The 19,677-nt window shown below is 50.3% G+C and carries 20 protein-coding genes; 11 read left to right on the forward strand and 9 right to left on the reverse strand.

All coding sequences use genetic code 11. From position 1 onward, the window contains the following. Positions 1-136: 136 nt before the first annotated feature. The gene (locus CWI69_RS00845; protein ID WP_126761030.1) at positions 137-2,017 is read left to right on the forward strand and encodes an acetate--CoA ligase; all 1,881 of its coding nucleotides are present in this window, start codon (positions 137-139) and stop codon (positions 2,015-2,017) included. Here CWI69_RS00845 and CWI69_RS00850 read toward each other — a convergent pair. The 6 genes from CWI69_RS00850 to CWI69_RS00875 all read right to left on the reverse strand — a co-directional run bounded on the left by CWI69_RS00850 (position 2,014) and on the right by CWI69_RS00875 (position 5,726). Continuing rightward, positions 2,014-3,027 carry a mechanosensitive ion channel family protein gene (locus CWI69_RS00850; protein ID WP_241971008.1) on the reverse strand — a complete coding sequence of 338 codons (1,014 nt, stop codon included), beginning with the start codon at positions 3,025-3,027 and terminating at the stop codon, positions 2,014-2,016. The two genes, CWI69_RS00845 and CWI69_RS00850, sit on opposite strands and share 4 nt — an antisense overlap. Then, positions 3,024-3,494, reverse strand: coding sequence for a bacterioferritin (gene bfr, locus CWI69_RS00855; RefSeq protein ID WP_126761032.1), 471 nt, complete (start codon positions 3,492-3,494; stop codon positions 3,024-3,026). The genes CWI69_RS00850 and bfr (CWI69_RS00855) overlap by 4 nt, the downstream gene beginning before the upstream one ends. Position 3,495: 1 nt before the next feature. Then, complete coding sequence (gene bfr / locus CWI69_RS00860) at positions 3,496-3,972, reverse strand: bacterioferritin (protein WP_126761033.1); 477 nt, start codon at positions 3,970-3,972, stop codon at positions 3,496-3,498. A gap of 35 nt (positions 3,973-4,007) precedes the next feature. Continuing rightward, entirely contained in the window at positions 4,008-4,232 is a 225-nt protein-coding gene (locus tag CWI69_RS00865) for a bacterioferritin-associated ferredoxin (RefSeq protein WP_126761035.1), read from the reverse strand. A gap of 93 nt (positions 4,233-4,325) precedes the next feature. After that, positions 4,326-4,760: a DUF3429 domain-containing protein gene (locus CWI69_RS00870; protein WP_126761037.1), complete on the reverse strand. Its 435-nt coding sequence runs from the start codon at positions 4,758-4,760 to the stop codon at positions 4,326-4,328. Then, a complete protein-coding gene (locus CWI69_RS00875; protein WP_126761039.1) occupies positions 4,761-5,726 on the reverse strand; it encodes a calcium/sodium antiporter in 966 nt (321 codons plus the stop codon). A gap of 98 nt (positions 5,727-5,824) precedes the next feature. Between CWI69_RS00875 and CWI69_RS00880 the strand changes: the two genes are divergently transcribed. Continuing rightward, on the forward strand, positions 5,825-6,784 hold the full coding sequence (locus CWI69_RS00880; RefSeq protein WP_126761041.1) for a zinc transporter ZntB: 960 nt from the start codon (positions 5,825-5,827) through the stop codon (positions 6,782-6,784). Here the strand turns inward: CWI69_RS00880 and CWI69_RS00885 are convergent. Genes CWI69_RS00885 through CWI69_RS00895 form a run of 3 tightly spaced genes read right to left on the reverse strand, consistent with a single transcriptional unit; the run spans position 6,761 to position 10,552 of the window. Then, entirely contained in the window at positions 6,761-7,870 is a 1,110-nt protein-coding gene (locus CWI69_RS00885; protein ID WP_198678897.1) for an ABC transporter ATP-binding protein, read from the reverse strand. The genes CWI69_RS00880 and CWI69_RS00885 overlap by 24 nt on opposite strands. Next, entirely contained in the window at positions 7,857-9,524 is a 1,668-nt protein-coding gene (locus CWI69_RS00890) for an ABC transporter permease (RefSeq protein WP_126761045.1), read from the reverse strand. Before CWI69_RS00890 ends, CWI69_RS00885 begins: the two co-directional genes overlap by 14 nt. Then, positions 9,524-10,552, reverse strand: coding sequence for a Fe(3+) ABC transporter substrate-binding protein (locus CWI69_RS00895; protein ID WP_241971009.1), 1,029 nt, complete (start codon positions 10,550-10,552; stop codon positions 9,524-9,526). The genes CWI69_RS00890 and CWI69_RS00895 overlap by 1 nt, the downstream gene beginning before the upstream one ends. A gap of 193 nt (positions 10,553-10,745) precedes the next feature. Here CWI69_RS00895 and CWI69_RS00900 point away from each other — a divergent pair, with 193 nt between their 5' ends. The 9 genes from CWI69_RS00900 to nqrE all read left to right on the forward strand — a co-directional run bounded on the left by CWI69_RS00900 (position 10,746) and on the right by nqrE (position 19,657). Continuing rightward, the gene (locus CWI69_RS00900) at positions 10,746-12,578 is read left to right on the forward strand and encodes a cation:proton antiporter (RefSeq protein WP_126761046.1); all 1,833 of its coding nucleotides are present in this window, start codon (positions 10,746-10,748) and stop codon (positions 12,576-12,578) included. A 180-nt stretch (positions 12,579-12,758) separates the two neighbouring features. Continuing rightward, the gene (locus CWI69_RS00905) at positions 12,759-13,232 is read left to right on the forward strand and encodes a hypothetical protein (RefSeq protein WP_126761048.1); all 474 of its coding nucleotides are present in this window, start codon (positions 12,759-12,761) and stop codon (positions 13,230-13,232) included. 3 nt (positions 13,233-13,235) lie between these two features. Further along, a complete protein-coding gene (locus tag CWI69_RS00910) occupies positions 13,236-13,568 on the forward strand; it encodes a BolA/IbaG family iron-sulfur metabolism protein (protein WP_126761050.1) in 333 nt (110 codons plus the stop codon). A gap of 77 nt (positions 13,569-13,645) precedes the next feature. Then, on the forward strand, positions 13,646-14,827 hold the full coding sequence (gene fabV / locus CWI69_RS00915; protein ID WP_126761051.1) for an enoyl-ACP reductase FabV: 1,182 nt from the start codon (positions 13,646-13,648) through the stop codon (positions 14,825-14,827). Between the two features lie 256 nt (positions 14,828-15,083). Then, the gene (locus CWI69_RS00920; protein ID WP_126761053.1) at positions 15,084-16,427 is read left to right on the forward strand and encodes a Na(+)-translocating NADH-quinone reductase subunit A; all 1,344 of its coding nucleotides are present in this window, start codon (positions 15,084-15,086) and stop codon (positions 16,425-16,427) included. Between the two features lie 2 nt (positions 16,428-16,429). Further along, positions 16,430-17,626: an NADH:ubiquinone reductase (Na(+)-transporting) subunit B gene (locus CWI69_RS00925; protein WP_126761055.1), complete on the forward strand. Its 1,197-nt coding sequence runs from the start codon at positions 16,430-16,432 to the stop codon at positions 17,624-17,626. Beyond that, positions 17,619-18,410 carry a Na(+)-translocating NADH-quinone reductase subunit C gene (locus CWI69_RS00930; RefSeq protein WP_126761057.1) on the forward strand — a complete coding sequence of 264 codons (792 nt, stop codon included), beginning with the start codon at positions 17,619-17,621 and terminating at the stop codon, positions 18,408-18,410. The genes CWI69_RS00925 and CWI69_RS00930 overlap by 8 nt, the downstream gene beginning before the upstream one ends. Further along, positions 18,403-19,038 carry an NADH:ubiquinone reductase (Na(+)-transporting) subunit D gene (locus CWI69_RS00935; protein ID WP_126761058.1) on the forward strand — a complete coding sequence of 212 codons (636 nt, stop codon included), beginning with the start codon at positions 18,403-18,405 and terminating at the stop codon, positions 19,036-19,038. The genes CWI69_RS00930 and CWI69_RS00935 overlap by 8 nt, the downstream gene beginning before the upstream one ends. Positions 19,039-19,048: 10 nt before the next feature. Beyond that, positions 19,049-19,657 (forward strand): NADH:ubiquinone reductase (Na(+)-transporting) subunit E, encoded by a 609-nt coding sequence (nqrE, locus tag CWI69_RS00940; protein ID WP_126761060.1) that lies wholly within the window; start codon positions 19,049-19,051, stop codon positions 19,655-19,657. Positions 19,658-19,677: the final 20 nt, after the last annotated feature.

Here is a 19,677-nt window from a genome sequence, read left to right on the forward strand (position 1 = left end):
TCAAAAAACTAATAACTAGTAACTAGTAACCAATAGCCAATAACGCTCTTGCAGTTACATACGACCGAAGTCGAATAGGAAATAAGCGGGCCTCGGCTAAACTTAGTCGCATCGCAGCATGCTAAGGAATGCCATCATGAACACTTACCCCCATGAATACGAGTCATCGTTACAGCAGCCGGAATCCTTCTGGCTAAAACAAGCGCAACAATTGCACTGGTTTTCTGAGCCAAAGCAGGGCTTGCAGCGCAACGAAAATGGTACCGCCGACTGGTTTGTTGATGGTGAACTCAATATGGCGTTCTGCGCCCTGGATTACCACGTGGATAACGGACGAGGTGAGCAAACCGCGCTCATTTATGATTCGCCCGTCACGCAAACCAAGCAAACCTATAGCTATCGGGAGTTGCGTGAGCAGGTTGCACATTTTGCCGGACTGTTGAAAAAGCATCATGTGAAGAAGGGTGACCGGGTGGTGATTTATATGCCGATGATTCCGCAGGCAGCCATCGCAATGCTGGCCTGTGCCCGCTTGGGAGCGGTGCATTCGGTGGTGTTTGGTGGTTTTGCGCCGCATGAGTTAGCGGTACGAATTGATGATGCCAGACCGAAAGTTGTGATTACTGCTTCTTGCGGTGTCGAAGTGGATAAAGTGATTCCCTACAAACCCTATGTAGACGAAGCCATCCGTTTGGCATCAGCACCGCCACAACGGGTGATCGTCTGGCAACGGGAAATTTGTGAAGCTGAGCTGCAAACCCCGCGTGACGTCGACTGGCAAAAAGCTTTAGCTGAGGTTACCCCGGCTGAATGTGCAGTAGTGAAAGCTACCGATCCACTTTATATTCTATACACCTCAGGGACCACGGGTAAGCCTAAGGGCGTGGTGCGTGATACTGGCGGCTACGCGGTGGCGTTACGCTATTCCATGGCGACGGTCTACGGCGTTGAACCCGGTCAGGTCATGTTTACTGCTTCTGATGTCGGCTGGGTGGTCGGTCATTCCTATATTGTGTATGGCCCGTTGCTGACCGGTGCTACGACCATTTTGTATGAGGGAAAACCGGTACGAACGCCGGATGGCGGCGCGTTCTGGCGCGTCTGTGAGGAGTATGGTGTCAATGTACTGTTTTCAGCGCCCACGGCGTTTCGCGCAATCAAGAAAGAAGATCCAGAGGCAAGGTTTTTACAGCTGTATTCGCTGACTAAACTGGAGCGGATTTACATGGCGGGCGAGCGCCTGGATCCCCCAACGCTGGAATGGACCCGCGAAATGACCGGTAAGCCGGTCTACGACCACTGGTGGCAAACGGAGTCCGGTTGGCCGATTTGTGCTAATCCAGTAGGTATTACCGAGTATCCGATCAAGCCAGGCTCATCGACGTTGCCGGTACCAGGCTATGACATCCGGATACTGGCCTATGATGGCACCGAACTTGAGGCGAATCAGCAGGGCGCGGTAGCAATTAAGTTGCCATTGCCGCCGGGCTGCCTGACCACCATCTGGGGCGACGATGCGCGCTTTAATGCAGGTTATTTACGCGAGTTTCCCGGCTATTACAGCAGTGGCGATGGCGGCTACAAGGATGACGATGGCTACGTGTTTATCATGGGGCGTACGGATGATGTCATAAATGTCGCCGGACATCGGTTATCGACGGGCGAAATGGAGGAAATCCTGGCCATGGACCCAGCCGTGGCAGAGTGTGCAGTCATTGGAGTAGCTGATGAACTGAAAGGGCAGGTTCCGGTTGGTCTGGTGATTGTCAAAGATGGGGTGACGATTACGTCGCAGGTGCTAAGCCAGCGCCTGGTGCAACGGGTACGGGATGAAATTGGCGCAGTGGCGTGCTTGCGCCAGGTGCATGTGGTACCGCGGCTGCCAAAAACGCGCTCGGGGAAAATTCTGCGGCGGTTATTACGGCAATTGGCCGATGGTGATTCGCAGGTTACGATACCATCGACCATTGACGATCCGGGGTGTGTTGACGAGCTGCGTGAGCAGTTGAGCCGTTAAAGCTCCTCTGCAGCGTCGTTTTTTGACGGCGGTTCCGGCGCCGGCTCTGGCTCGCTGACCGGTTTCGCCGGGGTCTCATCACGAATAACGTGCACCTGCGCTTTCTCACCATTCCAGGATTTGATGTGGAGATCGCGTTGCGGGAATGGAATTTCGATATTGTGTTCCAATAACGAGGTATGTATTTCCCACAGGAACGCGGCTTGCACCGCACCGGGACGATTCACCGCCTCAGGTCGCAGCCACACGACCAGTTCAAAATTTAGCGCGCTGTCGGCAAACTCCACCAGCCAAACCTGCGGTGGCCGGTGATGGGTATCAGTAAGTGTATGAGGAACACGCTCTGCCGCTTCGAGCACCGCCTTTTTTACTAACTCTTTATCGGTGCCATAGGCTACGCCAAACTGCACTTTTATGCGCCGGTAGGTATCGCGCATGGTCCAGTTGGTTACACGGCCACTGACAAACTCTGAGTTGGGTACAATGATGTCGATATTATCGTTGGTGGTGATGATGGTGCTACGAATGTTGATTTCCTGCACTTCACCTGTGACCCCCGACTCGAGTTCGACGAAGTCACCGACCTTGAGTGTTTTGTCGAACAACAAGATGATGCCTGAGACAAAATTACTGATGAGGTTCTGTAAGCCAAAACCAACACCGATACCCAATGCACTGGCAAAGATGGCAAACTTGGTCAGATCAATGCCGACGGACGCCACTGCCAGCAAAAAGCCGACGAGTAATACCACGTAATGCGTGATGCGTTTTAAGGCATAAACCGAGGAGGGGGCGAGGCTATTGCGAAAATTTGCGTAACGCTGCAAGGCCTTCTGTAGGATCACAGATACGATCCATGCAGCCACCAGAATGACGACAAAACGCAAAACGGAGCCGTAAGTGACGGCGGTTTCGCCGACACTAAACAGCTCACTATTAAGCCAGTGAAAAGCTTCTCTGATGGTCGTTAGTATATTGGATACAACGTCCGATGTTGCCGTTGTGGTCACATTTGCGCCTGTAAATAAAGTTCCAGTCCTAACCGGTCGATCAACTCAAGTTGCTGGCGCAACCAGTAGGCATGATCTTCTTCGGTGTCTTTTAAAATACCGACCAGCATGTCGCGAGTCACAAAATCACCTGCTTCTTCAACAAAATCAATCACCTCGCGCAGCGTTTTCGCATTGTCGCGCTCTAACTGCAAGTCGTTTTTCAGCATGGTTGGTACGTCATCGGCAATGCTGTGTGTTTCGCGATTGTCCATATCGGGACGACCACCCAAAAACAGCATCCGGCGAATCAATAAATCTGCATGACCGCGCTCGTCGTCGATCTCTTGATTAATGCGCTCGTAGAGTTTATTCAACCCCATATCTTCATAGCGCCGCGAGTGTGCGGTGTATTGATCGATAGAAGTGAGTTCAAACGCGAGTAACCGGTTAAGTTGCGTCACAACTGCAGCGGAATCCAAAGCCATATTACGACTCCTTGTGAAGTTTGGTTTGTAAGTAAGTGCTCAAGCCTAAGTGAGTAATGAGTTCGAGTTGCGTTTCTAACCAGTCAAGATGCTCTTCCTGCTGGTCAAGGATCGCACTCAGCTCATCACGCGTGACGTAATCCTGATGTTTTTCACACACAGTGATAGCTTCACGCAACGCTTCGACATCGGCGGCCTGGACTTTGTGATCTAATTCCAGCATCTCGCGTGGTTCTTCACCAATATAGAGTTTCCCCAAGTCTTGCAGGTTCGGCAGGCCACCAAGAAACAGCAATCGCTCGATGATGTCGTCAGCGTGCTTCATTTCTTCAATGGAAGCTTTGTAGATGATGCTATTTAAGGCACCAAAGCCCCAGTTCTTGTACATGCGCGCATGCAGGAAGTACTGGTTTATTGCGGTAAGTTTGCGGGTAAGAATACGATTAAGCTCTTGCAGAACTTTAGGTTCGCCTTGCATTGCACACTCCTGACTAGATGATTAATAAATCTAGCTTAAGTGTAGCACACCGCTGTTGGCAACAAAGTTTCTTCAAGAAAACGAGTATTGCGTTCTTTCACGGCGTCAGTAAGGACTTGTTTGGCACAGCTTTTACAGCAACCACATTGCGACGCAACACCATACTGCTGGCGCAGTTCACGCATGCTGCTAACACCTTCATCGTTGACCGCACGACGAATGGTTTTATCTGTGACACCTTTACATAGACAAACGTACATAAGGACCTCGCTTAAAGCTCAGTCCAAATAGTAATACAAATGCGAACGATTCGCAACCGTGTTAATTGTTTAATTATCTGCTTGAAAGTCCGGTCATAACGAAATGATGATCAAGATCACGTGTAAGGCAACGACCGTGAAGGTCAAGCGTGAGCGCAGCTCGATGTACCAGAGGTGATGACCGAGGTGGCGTTTTTCGAAGTTAAGCCAAAACAGGTGGGTCAGGCCCAGTACGACCAGCATGGTCAGTGGGGTAATCCATACACCTGCGAAAAGCAGCAGTAAACCGATGATGGTCGGCACCATGCTCCAATGCAACATGCGTGTCGGACTGTCTTCGCGCGTCATTGCCAATCCCCACTGAACACCACCGAGAAAACTCAGAATCAGCGCACTGTAGAGCACAAAAAGGCGTAGCGAATGTTCAGCGTAAACATCCAGCAGGCCGCCGAAGGTAAACGCGAGAAAAGGGATTAATCCCGCGTAGCCAAGTCGTTGAGCTGTGCTTACCGCTTGCGGTTGTATCATTTAAAAACCCGTTTTCAGTAAGTAAATGGTATAGGAAGTATAACAAAGTAATAGTATGACACCCTGAATTCGGTTCAACCGGGTTGGGCGATTGATACGGAAACTGAAAATCGCAAGTAAGAAAGTGAGGAAGGTCATCGCCAACCAGTCACGGCTTAACACCAATGCTTCCAGCTGGATCGGGTGAATAGCACCGGCAATACCGACCACCGCGAGGGTGTTGAACATATTTGAACCGATGACATTACCGAAAGCGAGGTCGTGCTCATTTTTGCGTACTGCTGCAATTGCCGACGCAAGTTCGGGTAATGACGTGCCGACGGCGACGACCGTGAGACCGATAACTAAATCACTCACCCCCAGAGCCGTGGCGATATCGACGGCGCCCCAAACCAGGATGCGTGAACTGATGACCAGAAGGATTAAACCGATAATGAGCCAGACGATAGCGTTACGCAGGGGCATTTGATGCTCCTGGATTTCTTGTTCAAACTCGTTGGCGAGAATATCATTCTTGCCTCGCATGCCCTGATAAACACTCCAGCTCATGTACGCGGCAAAAAGCGCCAACAGCATCCATGCCTCAATTGCGGTAATGACCAGGTCATACAACGGCCAGGCGGCAAGTAATGTGACGGAAATAAGAATCGGCATTTCGCGTTTCAGCACCTGACTGCTCACTGCAATCGGGGCTAAAACTGCGGTAATACCTAATACCAGAGCAATGTTGGTAATATTTGAGCCGTAGGCATTACCCAAAGCCAGGCCAGGATTACCTTGCATCGAAGCGAGCGCCGACACCACCATTTCTGGCGCTGAGGTACCGAAACCGATGATAACCATGCCGATCAGTAGTGGCGGCATACCCAGGTGATTGGCAGTAGCGGCGGCACCATCAATAAATCGATCGGCACTCCAGACCAGGAGAACAAGGCCAAAAAGTACTGCGGCAACAGCAAGTAACATGAAGTATCCTTCCAATTAAAATTAGTGTCGAAACGATTTCTGGCTGCTATTGTAACGTTAAATATGATTGGTTGGGAATGTGATTTCAAGGAGATGGCATGGCACAACAGCGTCCCGAATTTATGATCGACAGCTGGGATTTTAGTACTCACCCGGCGCGCCATATTGAGAACAATTTTCATGAGCGACAAAACAGCTGGTTCCATTTCCAGCGTGACCGGCCCGGCATCAGCGAATGGCTGCGGGCTTCAGGTATTCCCGAGCCGCTGATAGACGCAGTGTTGGAGGAAGACACGCGGCCACGGTTTGAGCGAACTACGGAAGGCTTTTTGCTGATCCTGAAAGGCGTAAACCTTAACGAAGGTGAGCGCCCTGAAGATATGCTGAGTTTGCGGATTCTTTACTACAAGGGGAATATCTACAGCTTCCGCAAACGGCCATTGCGCTCTGTGGCAATTCTCCGCGAACGCCTGCAGCGTCAGGAAGGCGCCGAATCCCTGCATGATTTCTTGATCATGTTGATCGAAGAAGTTAATAGCCGGCTGGAAGAGTTACTTGACGTCATTGAGGCCGAAATGGAAGTGCTGGAAGACAATAATAAAGGCTGGACCACCTCCATGCGGCAACAAAAATTGTCAGAACTGCATCGCCGCATGCTGCGCCTGGTGCGCTTTGTGCGGCCCCAACTTGCCGCAGTGGAGCGTTTAGGTATTGATGCACAGAAATGGCTGGAAAGTGAGAATTTACAGTGGCTGACCAATGAACGGGATAGTACTCAACGGGAACTGGAATCGCTGGAGATGTTGTTACAGCAAGTGGGTATGCTCCGTGAACAGCTACAACAGGAAGTGGCAGAGAAAATGAATCGGAACACCTACTGGCTGTCCGTAATTGCCGGAGTATTTTTGCCGCTGAGTTTTCTTACCGGGGTCTTTGGCATCAATATTGGCGGCATGCCCGGGGTAGAGAACGAGCTCGCATTCTGGATTTTCTGTGGCGCACTCGCGGTTATTGCGGTGGTCGAATTTCTTTTGTTACGCCGTTTGCGCTTTTGGTAGTACCGGGCGGAACGCAGGTGCCTGGCTTTGAAAGCCAGGTAGCTCACAATGATCCGCTGCGAACACTACTAAATGGTCGAAATCGGGTCGCAAACCGATGTCAGTGCCCACTTCCAACTGTTCGTGTGATGGACTCAGGGTTAATACTTCTATACCGCTAACTAATTCCACCGTGTACAGGTTGTGCGCCCCGCGAAATCCGCGGGCTTTGATTTTGCCACGTAAGCGCGATTCGGGATCAGGCACGAGATCATCCGGACGAACCAGAAAGTTGACCGGTGTACCACCTTCAACGTTTGCCAGACTGGGATGTTCCAGCATTCCCAGTGGTGACGCCATTGCGCCAGAGGCGTTGACAGTACCCTGCAGTAATACACCATGACCAATAAAATCAGCGACCATTTGGTGGCGCGGCTGATGATACAGCTGGTAAGGCGTTTCCCATTGTAATAATTCACCCTGGTACATGACGCCAGCTTTGTCAGCCATCGCGAAAGCTTCCTGCTGATCATGGGTAACCAGTAAAGCCGTGATCATTTCATTTTTAAGCAGGGCACGGACTTCAATGGCGAGCCGCTCCCGCAATTCGGCATCGAGACTGGAGAAGGGTTCGTCGAGTAACAGCAAACGTGGACGAGGAGCGAGCGCCCGCGCGAGTGCAATACGCTGCTGTTGCCCCCCGGAAAGCTCATGCGGGTAACGTTTCTGATAGCCCGGCAAGCCAATCCGTTCAAGCAACTCATCTACGCGTTGCTGTTTTTCGCTGGTACTCGACTGGCGCATGCCAAAACTTATATTTTCGGCCACCGTGAGATGCGGAAATAAGGCGAAGTCCTGAAACACCATACCGATGCCACGGCGTTCAGGTGCCTGAGTAAATGCTGGTGCTGATACGGTTTTATCGGCCAGACTGATACTGCCCTTTGCCACCGACTGAAAACCCGCTATGGCCCGCAGTAAGGTGGTTTTACCGCAGCCACTGGGGCCGAGTAAACAGCCGATTTCTCCTGCTTCGAGACTCACGGTCACATCCCGAACAATGGCTTGCTGACCAATGTTAACTTGCAGGTGATCAAGCTGTAACAGGGACAAAGTTTTGCTCCTTCAATGCATGTTGTTGCGACTTTAACATAGCTCGCGAAAGCAGAATAACAGGAATTAAGCCCACCAGAACCATCATTAATGCTGGCGGGCCGGCGTCGGCCAGACGTTCGTCACCCGCCATCTCATAGGCACGTACGGCCAGAGTATTAAAGTCGAAGGGCCGCAGGACCAGAGTTGCCGGAAGCTCCTTAAGTACATCGACACCCACCAGAATGATGGCTGTAAGCACACTCGGGCGCAATAATGGTAAATGGATACTGCGTAATACCTGGAACGGTCGGTAGCCATGGATGCGTGCAGCTTCATCCATACTGGGTCTGATTTCGGCCAGACCTGCCTGCACGGTTTGTAAGGCGACACTCAAGAACCGCACAGTATACGCAAACAGCAGGGCAAATAAGGTGCCGGAAAGCAAGAGTCCGGGATCCCAGCCAAACCAGCTTTGGCTGGCGGCGATGATGACCTGATCCACGGAACTGAGCAGGACCAGCAGCCCCACAGCAATGACCAAACCCGGTATTGCATAGCCGAGACCTGCGAAAGCAACACTGGTGCGCACCCATTTGGTAGGTAACTGACGGCGGCCGTAGGCGAGCCACAAGGCTATCGCGACGACTAATAATGAAGCCGTAAAGGCTAAGCCAAAGCTATTCCAGGCGAGTTGCCAGAAGTCCGGCTGGGTCCAGACTTGCCAGCGTTCTATGGACCATCCGGCAAGTTGCAGGGCCGGTAAAATAAAACCAAGCAGCAGCGGCAGCCAGCACGCCAGACTTGCGAGCCAGGCTTTGGCACCAGTAAGCTGAAAGGGTGTCGCCGGTCGCGGGTTGCGTTGATCATAACGCGCCTGCTTGCGTGACCAGCGTTCGATTAAAATGAGCGCTATCACAGCGGCTAACAACAGACCTGCCAGTTGTAAGGCGCCGTTGAGGTCGCCCAACCCGTACCAGGTACGGAAGATTCCAGTGGTGAAGGTAGTGACGCCAAAATATTGCACGGTGCCGTAGTCGGCAAGGGTTTCCATTAACGCCAGAGTCGCGCCGGTTACTATCGCGGGTCGTGCCAACGGCAATGCAATCCGCCAAAAACACTGCCAGGGCGATAATCCCAGGCTACGGCCGGCTTCGATGGTGGTTGCGGATTGCTGCAAAAAGGTAGCGCGGGTAATTAAGTAAACGTAAGGAAAGAGCACCAGGCTAAGGACAGCAATAGCACCACCGAGACTTCTGATTTGTGGAAACCAGTAGTCGCCGTAATTCCAGCCAAACAGATCGCGCAATGAGGTTTGCACCAGGCCACTGTAATCGAGCATACCGGTATAGGTGTATGCGGTGATGTAGGCAGGCATCGCCAGCGGTAGCAACAATGCCCAGCTTAACAGGCGTTGGCCAGGGAAACGGCAGCAGGTGGTTAGCCAGGCAGTAGCAACTCCGAGCGTAACGACGCCTATAGCAACACCTATCATCAGCAATACTGAATGACGAATGTACTCTGGTATCACCGTCGCCCAGAGGTGGCTTATGGTGGCAAAGTCACCACCAAATACCAGGCTTAATAAAGCAGCGACAATCACAAACAAAGGAAGCCCCAGCACGAGTGCTGAGGCTACCAGTGAAAGTTGTCGCCACTTTTGCAGCATTAACGCCAGCCTGCGCGGTTCATCAATTTGACAGCGGCCGCGTTGTTTTCTCCAAGAACACTCATTTCAAGGTCATCCATTTTGAATGGCCCCCAGTTTTTCAGGCGCTCACTCCACTCAACGCCCTTGACGGCAGGGTACTCGTTATTCGTGGTTGCATACCATTGCTGTGCTTCTGGTGAGAGCAGATATGCTAACAGTTGCTGAGCAGCGTCTTTATTTTCTGAGTGCTTAGTAATACCAATGCCTGACACGTTTACGTGGGTACCAAAGCTTTCCTGATTTGGCCAGAAAATCGCAACTTTACTTGCTGCTTCGCGCTCGTCCGCGTCTTCAGAGGCTTCCATTAACCCAAGGTAATAGGTGTTTGCAACGGCGAGATCACAAACGCCGGCGGCAACAGCCTTAATCTGGTCGCGGTCACCGCCAACCGGTGGCTTAGCAAGATTGTCGACCAGGCCGTGCGCCCATTCTTCGGTTTTCTCAACACCCCAGTGGTGAATCAAAGCAGCGGTTAGCGATTGGTTGTAGATATTATCTGACGAACGAATGCAGACATTATTGTCCCATTCGCTATCAGCCAGATCCTGATAGCCACTTAATTTACTCGGGTCAACGCGATCTTTAGCGTAAAAGATCGGGCGTGCGCGCAAGCTTAAACCAATCCAAAGGTTATCTTTGCCATGTAGGTTCGATGGTACCTTGAGCAGCACATCTTCGCTGGTAATCGGCTGGAAAACGCCAGCCTCAGCGGCCCGGTGTAAGTTACCCGCATCGACGGTTAAAAATAGATCCGCTGGCGTATTTTCACCTTCATTTTCCAGCCGTGCGAGCAGCGCATTGCCATTACCGGTCAATAAACGCACTTCAATGCCCGTTTTTTCGCTAAACTGTTCTAACACGGGTTTGATCAAAGCCTCTTTTCGCGCAGAATAGACATTTACTGTTGCTGCGTTGGCGATTGACGCTGAAAACGCTAAAGCTAAAGCGCTCATAGATAAGAGTTTTTGCATCTTAGGCAATCTCATAATTGGTTAACCTCGTATTGGTGCAAAGAGAAACTTTGATTATTGTACTTAAATGCGAATGATTATCAACTAGCAATTTGAGGTAATCACTACGAGGTAAAGATAGCGAGTAAACCGAACTTTACAGAAATCTCATCAGCGCCTGACAGTAGGGCATTGAAGTCGATTTGAACAGACAAGGAGTACTTAAATTATGTCGGATATGTCAGCTCTCGCGCTCATAGGTGTGCTGTCGATTTTATGTCAGTGGTCGGCCTGGCGATTGAAAATTCCCGCCATCCTGCCGTTATTACTGGTTGGCATGGCAGTAGGTCCTGCTTTGGGCTGGCTACAACCTGACCCACTGTTTGGCGACCTTCTCTTCCCGGTAGTCTCTCTCTCTGTTGCAATCATTCTGTTTGAAGGCAGTTTAACGTTAAAACTGGAGGGCATCCGTGGCCACGGCCGCATGGTGACTCACCTGGTAACCATCGGTGTGCTGATTACCTGGGTAAGTGCCGCGATTGTTGCTTACCTGCTGATTGATTTTGGCTGGGCACTCGCGGCGCTGTTTGGTGCGCTCGTAGTAGTAACGGGGCCGACGGTAATTATGCCGATGCTGCGTTCCGTACGACCACAGGCCAATGTTGCGAATATTTTGCGCTGGGAAGGCATTATTATCGATCCGATAGGCGCCTTGCTGGCGGTCTTGGTGTATGAGTTTATTATTGCCAGTCAGGGCGCGGGTATGCTGCAAGCAACGCAAGCGTTCGCGATCACTGTCGCGGTTGGTTTTGTGCTCGGTTACGCGGCCGGTAAAGTGCTTGGCACGGCCTTGCGTAGGGGCTGGTTTCCACATTATCTGAAAAACGTCGCCACCTTAGCGATGGTGCTGGGTGTGTTCGCGCTATCCAATGCTGTGCAACATGAATCGGGCCTCCTGACCGTCACAGTGATGGGCATGGTAATGGCCAACACCCGGAATCTGAATCTCGACGACATCCTTGAGTTTAAAGAAACCCTAAGCGTATTGTTGATTTCCGGCTTGTTCATTATTCTTGCAGCCCGTCTGAATATGGAAGCCTTCAGTGAGCTCGGGCTGCCAGCGGTGATCTTGCTGGCGACGATAATTTTTGTGGTGCGCCCGCTAAGTGTCTGGATTTCCGCAATAGGTACCCAACTTAACTTCAGAGAAAAGTTACTGCTGTCCTGGATCGCACCCCGCGGCATCGTTGCGGCGGCAGTATCTGCGTTGTTTGCGTTAAAGCTGCAACAAGCAGGCTGGGAAGATGCTGAGCTTCTGGTTCCCCTGGTGTTTTTGGTGATTCTGAGTACCGTAGTGTTACAAAGCCTCACGGCGAAGCCGTTAGCCCATGCGCTCAAGTTACGTGAACCCCCGGCTCATGGATTCCTTATTTTTGGTGCCAACATCACCGCCAGACGCATCGCAAAAGCACTGCAAGATCAAGAGTTACCCGTACTGTTAGCTGATACGAACTGGGAAAATGTTAAGCAGGCGAGGATGGAAAATCTGCCAGTTTATTTCGGCAACCCGACCTCGGAACATGCCGCAAACAACATGGACCTGACCGGTATTGGCCGGGTATTAATTTTGTCGCCATATAAACAATTGAATCCAGTGGTGGCACTGCATTTTATGGATTGGTTCAGTACTGGAAAAATCTTTGGGTTACCAACCAACGAACATGAGGCACCCGCACGGAACCAGCTGTCCGAGAGTTATCGTGACCGGCTCAAATTATTTGGTAAAGGTGTGACGTTCTCGAAATTAGCCAGTCTCACCTTCCAGGGCGCGCAGATGAAGACGACCAATCTTACCGAGAACTTTGGGTTTGAGGACTATCAGGAACGTTATGGTAATCGCGCGATTCCGATGTTTGCTATGGACGAACGCAAGATGTTGCATGTGTTCACGACCGATCACACCTTTGAACCAAAACCAGGCTGGCAAATTATTGCGCTGGTGACAGTCGAAGAAACAGCGTCAGAACAGTCAGTTAAGCAACACCGCGAAAAAGATGATTGAGAGGTTTACAAATTGTTGAATTATTTTATTGAAATTTGTAAGCGTCTTGTATAAAGTCGGTTAAAGGATTTGGAAATGGAGTTAAGGACCAACACCATTTCGTCTGAACAAGGATGTTCTCCTCGCTTTTTATCTGCGTTATGATGGCTCTCCGACACGTCCGCTTGAGAAGCATTGCGCATGGCAAAACACTACGTTCTACGATTCATAGCATTAACCTCACTGCTTTTACTGGTCGCTTGCGCACCGGCAGCAACGCCTGATCCGAATGCGCTCGAGCGCGTGCAACGTATTGACTTGTTGCAGTTGCCTAATGCTGACTGGCAATTGAGTAAAGGCTCCCTGCAACTGAGTTTTTGCCGCAATCGGATTAATGATGCATTGCTGGCAACCGCAGAAGAATTAAATCGCTGGCGTCTGGTTCAGCAGTCTTCGGCGTTCCCCGAGAGCCGGGAGCGTGGTCTGGCGGAACTGGCGGCCTTGTATGACGAGCATAATGTGTTGCTATGGCAGGAGTGGGGCACGGTCAGTTCACAGTCCTACCGGATCGTCGTGCAACAGGGAGCAACACCTTCTTTGCTTGATGCTCTGGCGCGACTGGGTCGTGATGAGCGTATATGCTTTAGTGAAATAACCAACTTGCGCGAGGATTAACCCATGCTCGATCAACCTACCGCAGATTATATTGAACAGCAGCTAAAGGCGGCGTTACCCATTGTGCATTTGGACGTGATCAACGAGAGCCATCTGCATGGCACTCCGACTGATGATTCGCATTTTAAACTTGTGATCGTCAGCGAAGCTTTTGCCGGGCAACGTCTACTGCAACGCCACCGCACCATTAATAAGCTGTTGAGCGAGGCTCTGGCAGGTCCTGTGCATGCGTTAGCGTTGCATACCTACTCCCCGGAAGAATGGCAGAATTTGCACGATGTACCGGAGTCACCGGCCTGCCGGGGGGGCAGTCAGGGGACAAGTGGCGAGCGTTAACGAACTAATCAGATGTGTTTTCCTCACTCGGTCGGTTAAACTGACAGTTAAAGCAAGACAAGGACTAGGACAAAACTATGGTTATCAAACCGAAAATTCGTGGTTTTATTTGTACTAATGCGCATCCAGTTGGTTGTGCCGCGCACGTTCAAGAGCAAATCGATTACATCAAGCAACAAGATAAAATTGAAGATGGTCCGCAGCGGGTGCTGGTGATCGGGTGTTCCACCGGCTATGGTTTAGCTTCGCGGATTACCGCTGCATTTGGTGCTGGCGCTAAGACTTTAGGCGTATGTTTCGAAAAGGAGCCGACCGAGCGGAAAACCGCGACCGCAGGCTGGTACAACACTGCCGCCTTCCATGATGCTGCCCATGCTGAAGGTTTATATGCGGATACCATTAACGGTGATGCTTTTTCGGATGAAATTAAAGCCGAGACTATTGCCAAAATTAAATCTCATCTGGGCAAAGTCGATTTAGTGATTTACAGCCTGGCATCGCCCAAACGCAAAGACCCGGATACCGGCGAGGTGTACAGTTCCACGCTGAAGCCTGTGGGCAAAGCTTACACCACGAAAACTTACGATACCGATAAAGATCAGGTGAAGGAAATCACCCTGGAACCAGCAACCGAAGAAGAAATTGCCGATACGATCAAGGTAATGGGCGGTGAAGACTGGGAACGCTGGTTGCAGGCATTAGCTGACGCTGATGTACTGGCTGAAAATGCCAAGACCACGGCCTACACTTATATCGGTAAAGAGTTGACCTGGCCGATTTATGGTCATGCAACCATTGGTAAGGCGAAAGAAGATCTGGATCGCGCTGCCACCGCAATTCGTGGTGAGCATCGTGAACTCAACGTGGAGGCTTATGTTTCTTCGTTGAAGGCGTTGGTGACTCAGGCGAGTTCAGCGATTCCGGTTATGCCGTTATACATCTCTCTGATTTACCGGGTAATGAAAGAAGAGGGCACCCACGAAGGGTGTATTGAGCAAATTTACGGTTTGTTCAGCAAAGGATTATACGGTGATGAACCGATCCTGGACGGTGCCGGACGCATGCGTATGGACGGCAAAGAAACAAACGAAGAAACCCAGGCCAAAATTAAAGCCTTGTGGGATAAAGTTAACCAGGAAAATTTCCATCAGTTGGCGGACTACGAAGAGTATCATGCTGACTTTCTGAAACTATTTGGCTTCGGCATGGCGGGCGTCGACTACGAAGCGGATGTTGATCCGCAAGTCGATTGGTCTTAATTCAAGCCGAGCCACGTAACTCTTCTTCTACAGTTTAAGTGCGACAAATTTTGTGCCGTGTAAGGTGGTAACACACGGCACAAAAGTGCTAAAATGCCCGCCCTAGGTGACTATGTACAAAATTCGGTCAGCGCAGTGAGTCTTTGGCTTGCCTCAGCTTGTTGCGCTAACTATATGATTTATCAGGTTTCAGGGGCTGTTTAAACAGCGTTACTGAAGAAAGATTCATCTTCCCTAACGAGTAGTGCAAACGCGTATGATTACGATCAAGAAAGGGCTGGATATCCCCATCACCGGGGCACCCCAGCAAACTATCGAAGATGGTGAGTCCATCACCACCGTTGCCGTTCTGGGTGAAGAGTATGTGGGTATGCGCCCAACCATGCATGTCAAGGTTGAGGACCGCGTAAAAAAAGGCCAGATACTTTTCGAGGACAAGAAAAACCCAGGGGTGAAATTCACTGCACCAGCTGCTGGCGTCGTTAAAGACGTTTTGCGTGGCGCGAAGCGTGTCCTGCAGGCCGTGGTCATCGAAATTGATGGTGACGAGCAAGAAACCTTTGCCAAGTACGAAAGCAAAGAGCTGGGCAACCTTGACCGGGAAAAAGTTGTCGAACAATTAAACAACTCAGGTCAATGGGTTGCTTTACGCACTCGCCCGTTCAGCCGTTCGCCAGAACTCGACTCCAAACCTGTTGCGATTTTCGTGAACGCAATGGATACCAATCCTCTCGCTGCAGATCCTACGGTGATTATTGCCGAAGAGCAGCAAGCTTTTGTTGACGGTTTGAAAGTGTTGAAAAACCTGACCGAGGGCAAAGTCTATGTGACTAAAGCTGCGGATGCGAAAGTTGACACTGGTGATGCTGAAGTACAGGTTGAGAGCTTTAAAGGGCCACATCCAGCTGGTCTGGTAGGTACTCACATCCACTTTCTTGAACCTGTAAGCGTAAAAAAGCAGGTTTGGCACATTACTTATCAAGACGTTATCGCCTACGGCAAACTCTTCACAACCGGTGAAATCTTTACCAACCGTGTCGTCGCTATTGGTGGTCCAGGCGCGAAAAATCCACGCTTATTGCGTACCAAGCTGGGCGCTAACCTGACAGAGCTGACCAAGGGCGAGATTGCTGAAGGTAATCAACGTATCGTTTCAGGTTCAATCCTGAACGGTCATAAAGTTGATGATGCCCATCAGTGGTTAGGTCGCTTCCACATGCAAGTGAGTGTGCTACCGGAAGGCGATCAGAAAGAATTCCTTGGCTGGCTGAAGCCAGGTGTGAAGCAACACTCGGTTACTCGCACCTTTGCTGGGCATTTAGTGCCAAACAATACCTTTGTAATGAACACCTCAACCAATGGTTCGGACCGCGCGATGATGCCGATTGGCAACTACGAGCGGATAATGCCGCTAGATATTTTACCAACCATTTTGCTACGCGACTTGTTGTCAGGTGATACCGATGAAGCTCAACAACTGGGCTGCCTCGAGCTTGACGAAGAAGATTTAGCGTTGTGTACCTACGTTTGCCCGGGTAAATATGAGTACGGCCCAGTGCTGCGTAACGTGTTGACCACGATTCAGAAAGAAGAGGTCTAATCATGGGCTTAAAAAATTATCTTGAGCGGATTGAGCCGGACTTTGAGAAGGGTGGCAAATATGAAAAGTGGTATGCCCTGTATGAAGCCGTGGCGACCATTCTCTACACCCCTGGCAAAGTAACTAAGAAAACCACACACGTTAAAGACCACGTGGATCTGAAACGCATCATGATTTTGGTGTGGATGATGACGTTCCCGGCTATGTTCTGGGGAATGTACAACATCGGTAACCAGGCATCCATGGCTCTGGCCGGTGGTGCTGAGCTGGCGGATGTCTGGCAGGTTGGCCTGTTCCACCTGTTGGGCGGCGATTTTGCTAATGCAGGTTGGGGTACCAAGATGTGGTACGGCGCCTGTTGGTTCCTGCCCGTTTATGCGGTTACCTTTATCGTAGGTGGTTTCTGGGAGGTGGTCTTTGCGACCATCCGTAAGCACGAAGTCAACGAAGGCTTCTTCGTTACCTCAATACTGTTTGCGTTAACCTTGCCGCCGACGATTCCGCTGTGGCAAGTTGCTCTGGGTATCACCTTTGGTGTGGTTATTGGTAAAGAAATCTTTGGCGGTACTGGGCGGAACTTCCTGAACCCAGCCTTGACCGGTCGTGCATTTCTTTACTTCGCTTTCCCGGCGCAAATTTCTGGCGATACCGTCTGGACTGCTGCCGACGGCTTTTCAGGCGCAACCTTATTAGGTCAGGCTGCGGTCGGTGAGAACTACTTCGATAACATGGACATGTGGTGGGACGCCTTCCTGGGTAATATCCAGGGTTCAATGGGTGAAGTTTCAACATTGATGATACTGATTGGTGGTCTTGCACTGATTTACTTCCGCATAGCTTCCTGGCGTATTGTCTCCGGTGTGTTCGTGGGCATGGTCGCACTGGCATTACTGTTTAATGCTATTGGAAGTGAGACCAATGTGATGTTCCAAATGCCGTGGTACTGGCACTTGGTAGTAGGTGGTTTTGCCTTCGGTATGATGTTTATGGCAACGGACCCGGTGTCCGCGTCTTTCACTAACCGGGCAAAATTCGTTTACGGATTTTTGATTGGTGCAATGACGGTACTTATCCGTGTGGTGAACCCGGCTTATCCAGAGGGCATCATGTTAGCGATTCTGTTCGCCAACGTGTTTGCACCATTGTTTGACCATTTTGTAGTACAGGCGAACATAAAACGGAGGTTAGCTCGTGGCTAGTAAGAAGAATGAATCGTTAAGCAAAACGTTAATTGTCGTAGTCATCCTCTGTTTAGTTTGCGCGATTATCGTTTCCGGTGCAGCCGTTGGTTTGAAGCCTATTCAACAGCGCAATGCAGCGTTAGATATGCAACGCAACGTGCTTGACGCAGCTGGCTTATTACAGCCGAGCACTGACGTTGTGACGGTGTTCAATGAACGGGTTGATACCAAGTTGATTAACCTGAACACCCTGGAAGTTGTTGAAAGTGCAAACGATCTCGGGCCGGTGAATTATGATCCAATTGCGGCCGCAAATAAGCCGGCGTGGAGTAGTAAAGTCCCTGAAGGTAAAGACATCGCAGGGATCGGTTCACGCGAAGACGTCACCAAAGTTTACTTTATTAATGACGAACAGGGCGATTTGCAGACCTTGGTACTCTACATCCGTGGTAATGGCCTGTGGGGTACGATGTATGGTTTAATCGCATTAGAGCCAGATCTGTCTACGGTACGCAGTGTGAATTTTTATGAGCATAGCGAAACGCCAGGCCTGGGTGGTGAAATTCAGAATCCTAAATGGGTCGCCCAGTGGGAAGGTAAGGAAATCTACGGCGAGAACAACGAAGAAGTTAAGTTCGACGTCGTTAAGAATCCTTCTGATGAAAACCACGATATTGATGCTTTATCAGGTGCGACTCTAACCAGTAATGGGGTTGATTACCTGATTACGTATTGGTTTAGCGATCAGGCCTACGGTCCACTTTTAGACAAAATTCGCAAGGGGGAGCTGAACAATGGCTAGTAGTGCAAAAGAAATGAAAGAAGTCCTGTTTGGACCGATTTTTGCTAACAACCCTATTGCCCTACAGATCCTTGGTATTTGTTCGGCATTGGCAGTAACGTCGAAAATGGAAAATACCGTGGTTATGTGTATCGCATTAACCCTGGTTACGGCATTTTCTAACCTGTTTATCTCGATGATCCGGAATCATATCCCGTCAAGTGTACGGATTATCGTGCAAATGACGATTATTGCGAGTCTTGTTATCGTTGTTGACCAGGTGCTTCGTGCATACGCCTACAGCGTCGCGAAAGAGCTATCGGTTTTCGTTGGCTTGATTATCACCAACTGTATCGTCATGGGCCGTGCTGAAGCCTTTGCGATGAAAAGCACCCCAGGCCTTTCGTTCCTGGATGGTATCGGTAACGGTTTAGGTTACTCGGTGGTGTTGCTGTTTGTTGGCTTTATCCGTGAGTTGTTTGGTTCAGGCAGCCTGTTTGGTACACAAATCTTCGCCCTGGCTTCAGAAGGCGGTTGGTATCAACCTGTAGGCTTCCTGTTGTTCCCGCCAAGTGCTTTCTTCGTCATTGGCGCATTTATCTGGATACTGCGTACGTTCCGTCCAGAACAAGTAGAACCGAAGGATTAAGGAGCCGATCATGGAAGCTTATGTAAGTTTATTTATTAAATCGGTATTCATTGAAAACCTTGCCCTGATGTTTTTCCTGGGCATGTGTACATTCCTTGCGGTATCGAAAAAAGTTAGCACTGCGTTTGGTCTGGGTGTTGCAGTTATTGTTGTATTGGGTATCTCAGTACCTGTGAACAATATCATTTACCATAACATCCTGGCACCGGGCGCCTTGGGCTGGGCTGGATTTCCAGACGCCGATCTTAGTTTTCTGCGGTTCTTAGCCTTCATCGGCGTTATCGCGGCGATTGTTCAGATTCTGGAAATGGCGCTGGATAAGTATGTACCTGCTCTTTACAACGCCCTCGGTATTTTCTTGCCGTTAATCACCGTGAACTGTGCCATTTTTGGTGGCGTTTCTTTCATGGTTGAGCGGGACTATAACTTCGGTGAAAGTGTCGTCTACGGTATCGGTAGTGGTGTAGGTTGGGCACTGGCCATTGTTGCTTTGGCGGCTGTGCGCGAGAAGCTGAAATACGCGGATGTTCCTGACGGCCTGCGCGGTCTGGGAATCACCTTTATCTCAGTAGGTCTCATTGGCTTGGGCTTTATGTCATTCTCTGGCGTATCCCTGTAACAGCACCAAGTAACACTAGC

Source organism: Pseudidiomarina halophila (assembly GCF_003987215.1).
Taxonomy (GTDB): domain Bacteria; phylum Pseudomonadota; class Gammaproteobacteria; order Enterobacterales; family Alteromonadaceae; genus Pseudidiomarina; species Pseudidiomarina halophila.

Excerpts from the sequence above, each read along its gene's own strand:
- CWI69_RS00845 (WP_126761030.1), top strand. The coding sequence starts at position 137 with ATGAACACTTACCCCCATGAATACGAGTCATCGTTACAGCAGCCGGAA.
- bfr (WP_126761032.1), bottom strand. The coding sequence starts at position 3,494 with ATGGCTTTGGATTCCGCTGCAGTTGTGACGCAACTTAACCGGTTACTC.
- bfr (WP_126761033.1), bottom strand. The coding sequence starts at position 3,972 with ATGCAAGGCGAACCTAAAGTTCTGCAAGAGCTTAATCGTATTCTTACC.
- CWI69_RS00865 (WP_126761035.1), bottom strand. The coding sequence starts at position 4,232 with ATGTACGTTTGTCTATGTAAAGGTGTCACAGATAAAACCATTCGTCGT.
- CWI69_RS00870 (WP_126761037.1), bottom strand. The coding sequence starts at position 4,760 with ATGATACAACCGCAAGCGGTAAGCACAGCTCAACGACTTGGCTACGCG.
- CWI69_RS00875 (WP_126761039.1), bottom strand. The coding sequence starts at position 5,726 with ATGTTACTTGCTGTTGCCGCAGTACTTTTTGGCCTTGTTCTCCTGGTC.
- CWI69_RS00880 (WP_126761041.1), top strand. The coding sequence starts at position 5,825 with ATGGCACAACAGCGTCCCGAATTTATGATCGACAGCTGGGATTTTAGT.
- CWI69_RS00890 (WP_126761045.1), bottom strand. The coding sequence starts at position 9,524 with ATGCTGCAAAAGTGGCGACAACTTTCACTGGTAGCCTCAGCACTCGTG.
- CWI69_RS00895 (WP_241971009.1), bottom strand. The coding sequence starts at position 10,552 with ATGAGATTGCCTAAGATGCAAAAACTCTTATCTATGAGCGCTTTAGCT.
- CWI69_RS00900 (WP_126761046.1), top strand. The coding sequence starts at position 10,746 with ATGTCGGATATGTCAGCTCTCGCGCTCATAGGTGTGCTGTCGATTTTA.
- CWI69_RS00905 (WP_126761048.1), top strand. The coding sequence starts at position 12,759 with ATGGCAAAACACTACGTTCTACGATTCATAGCATTAACCTCACTGCTT.
- CWI69_RS00910 (WP_126761050.1), top strand. The coding sequence starts at position 13,236 with ATGCTCGATCAACCTACCGCAGATTATATTGAACAGCAGCTAAAGGCG.
- fabV (WP_126761051.1), top strand. The coding sequence starts at position 13,646 with ATGGTTATCAAACCGAAAATTCGTGGTTTTATTTGTACTAATGCGCAT.
- CWI69_RS00920 (WP_126761053.1), top strand. The coding sequence starts at position 15,084 with ATGATTACGATCAAGAAAGGGCTGGATATCCCCATCACCGGGGCACCC.
- CWI69_RS00925 (WP_126761055.1), top strand. The coding sequence starts at position 16,430 with ATGGGCTTAAAAAATTATCTTGAGCGGATTGAGCCGGACTTTGAGAAG.
- CWI69_RS00935 (WP_126761058.1), top strand. The coding sequence starts at position 18,403 with ATGGCTAGTAGTGCAAAAGAAATGAAAGAAGTCCTGTTTGGACCGATT.
- nqrE (WP_126761060.1), top strand. The coding sequence starts at position 19,049 with ATGGAAGCTTATGTAAGTTTATTTATTAAATCGGTATTCATTGAAAAC.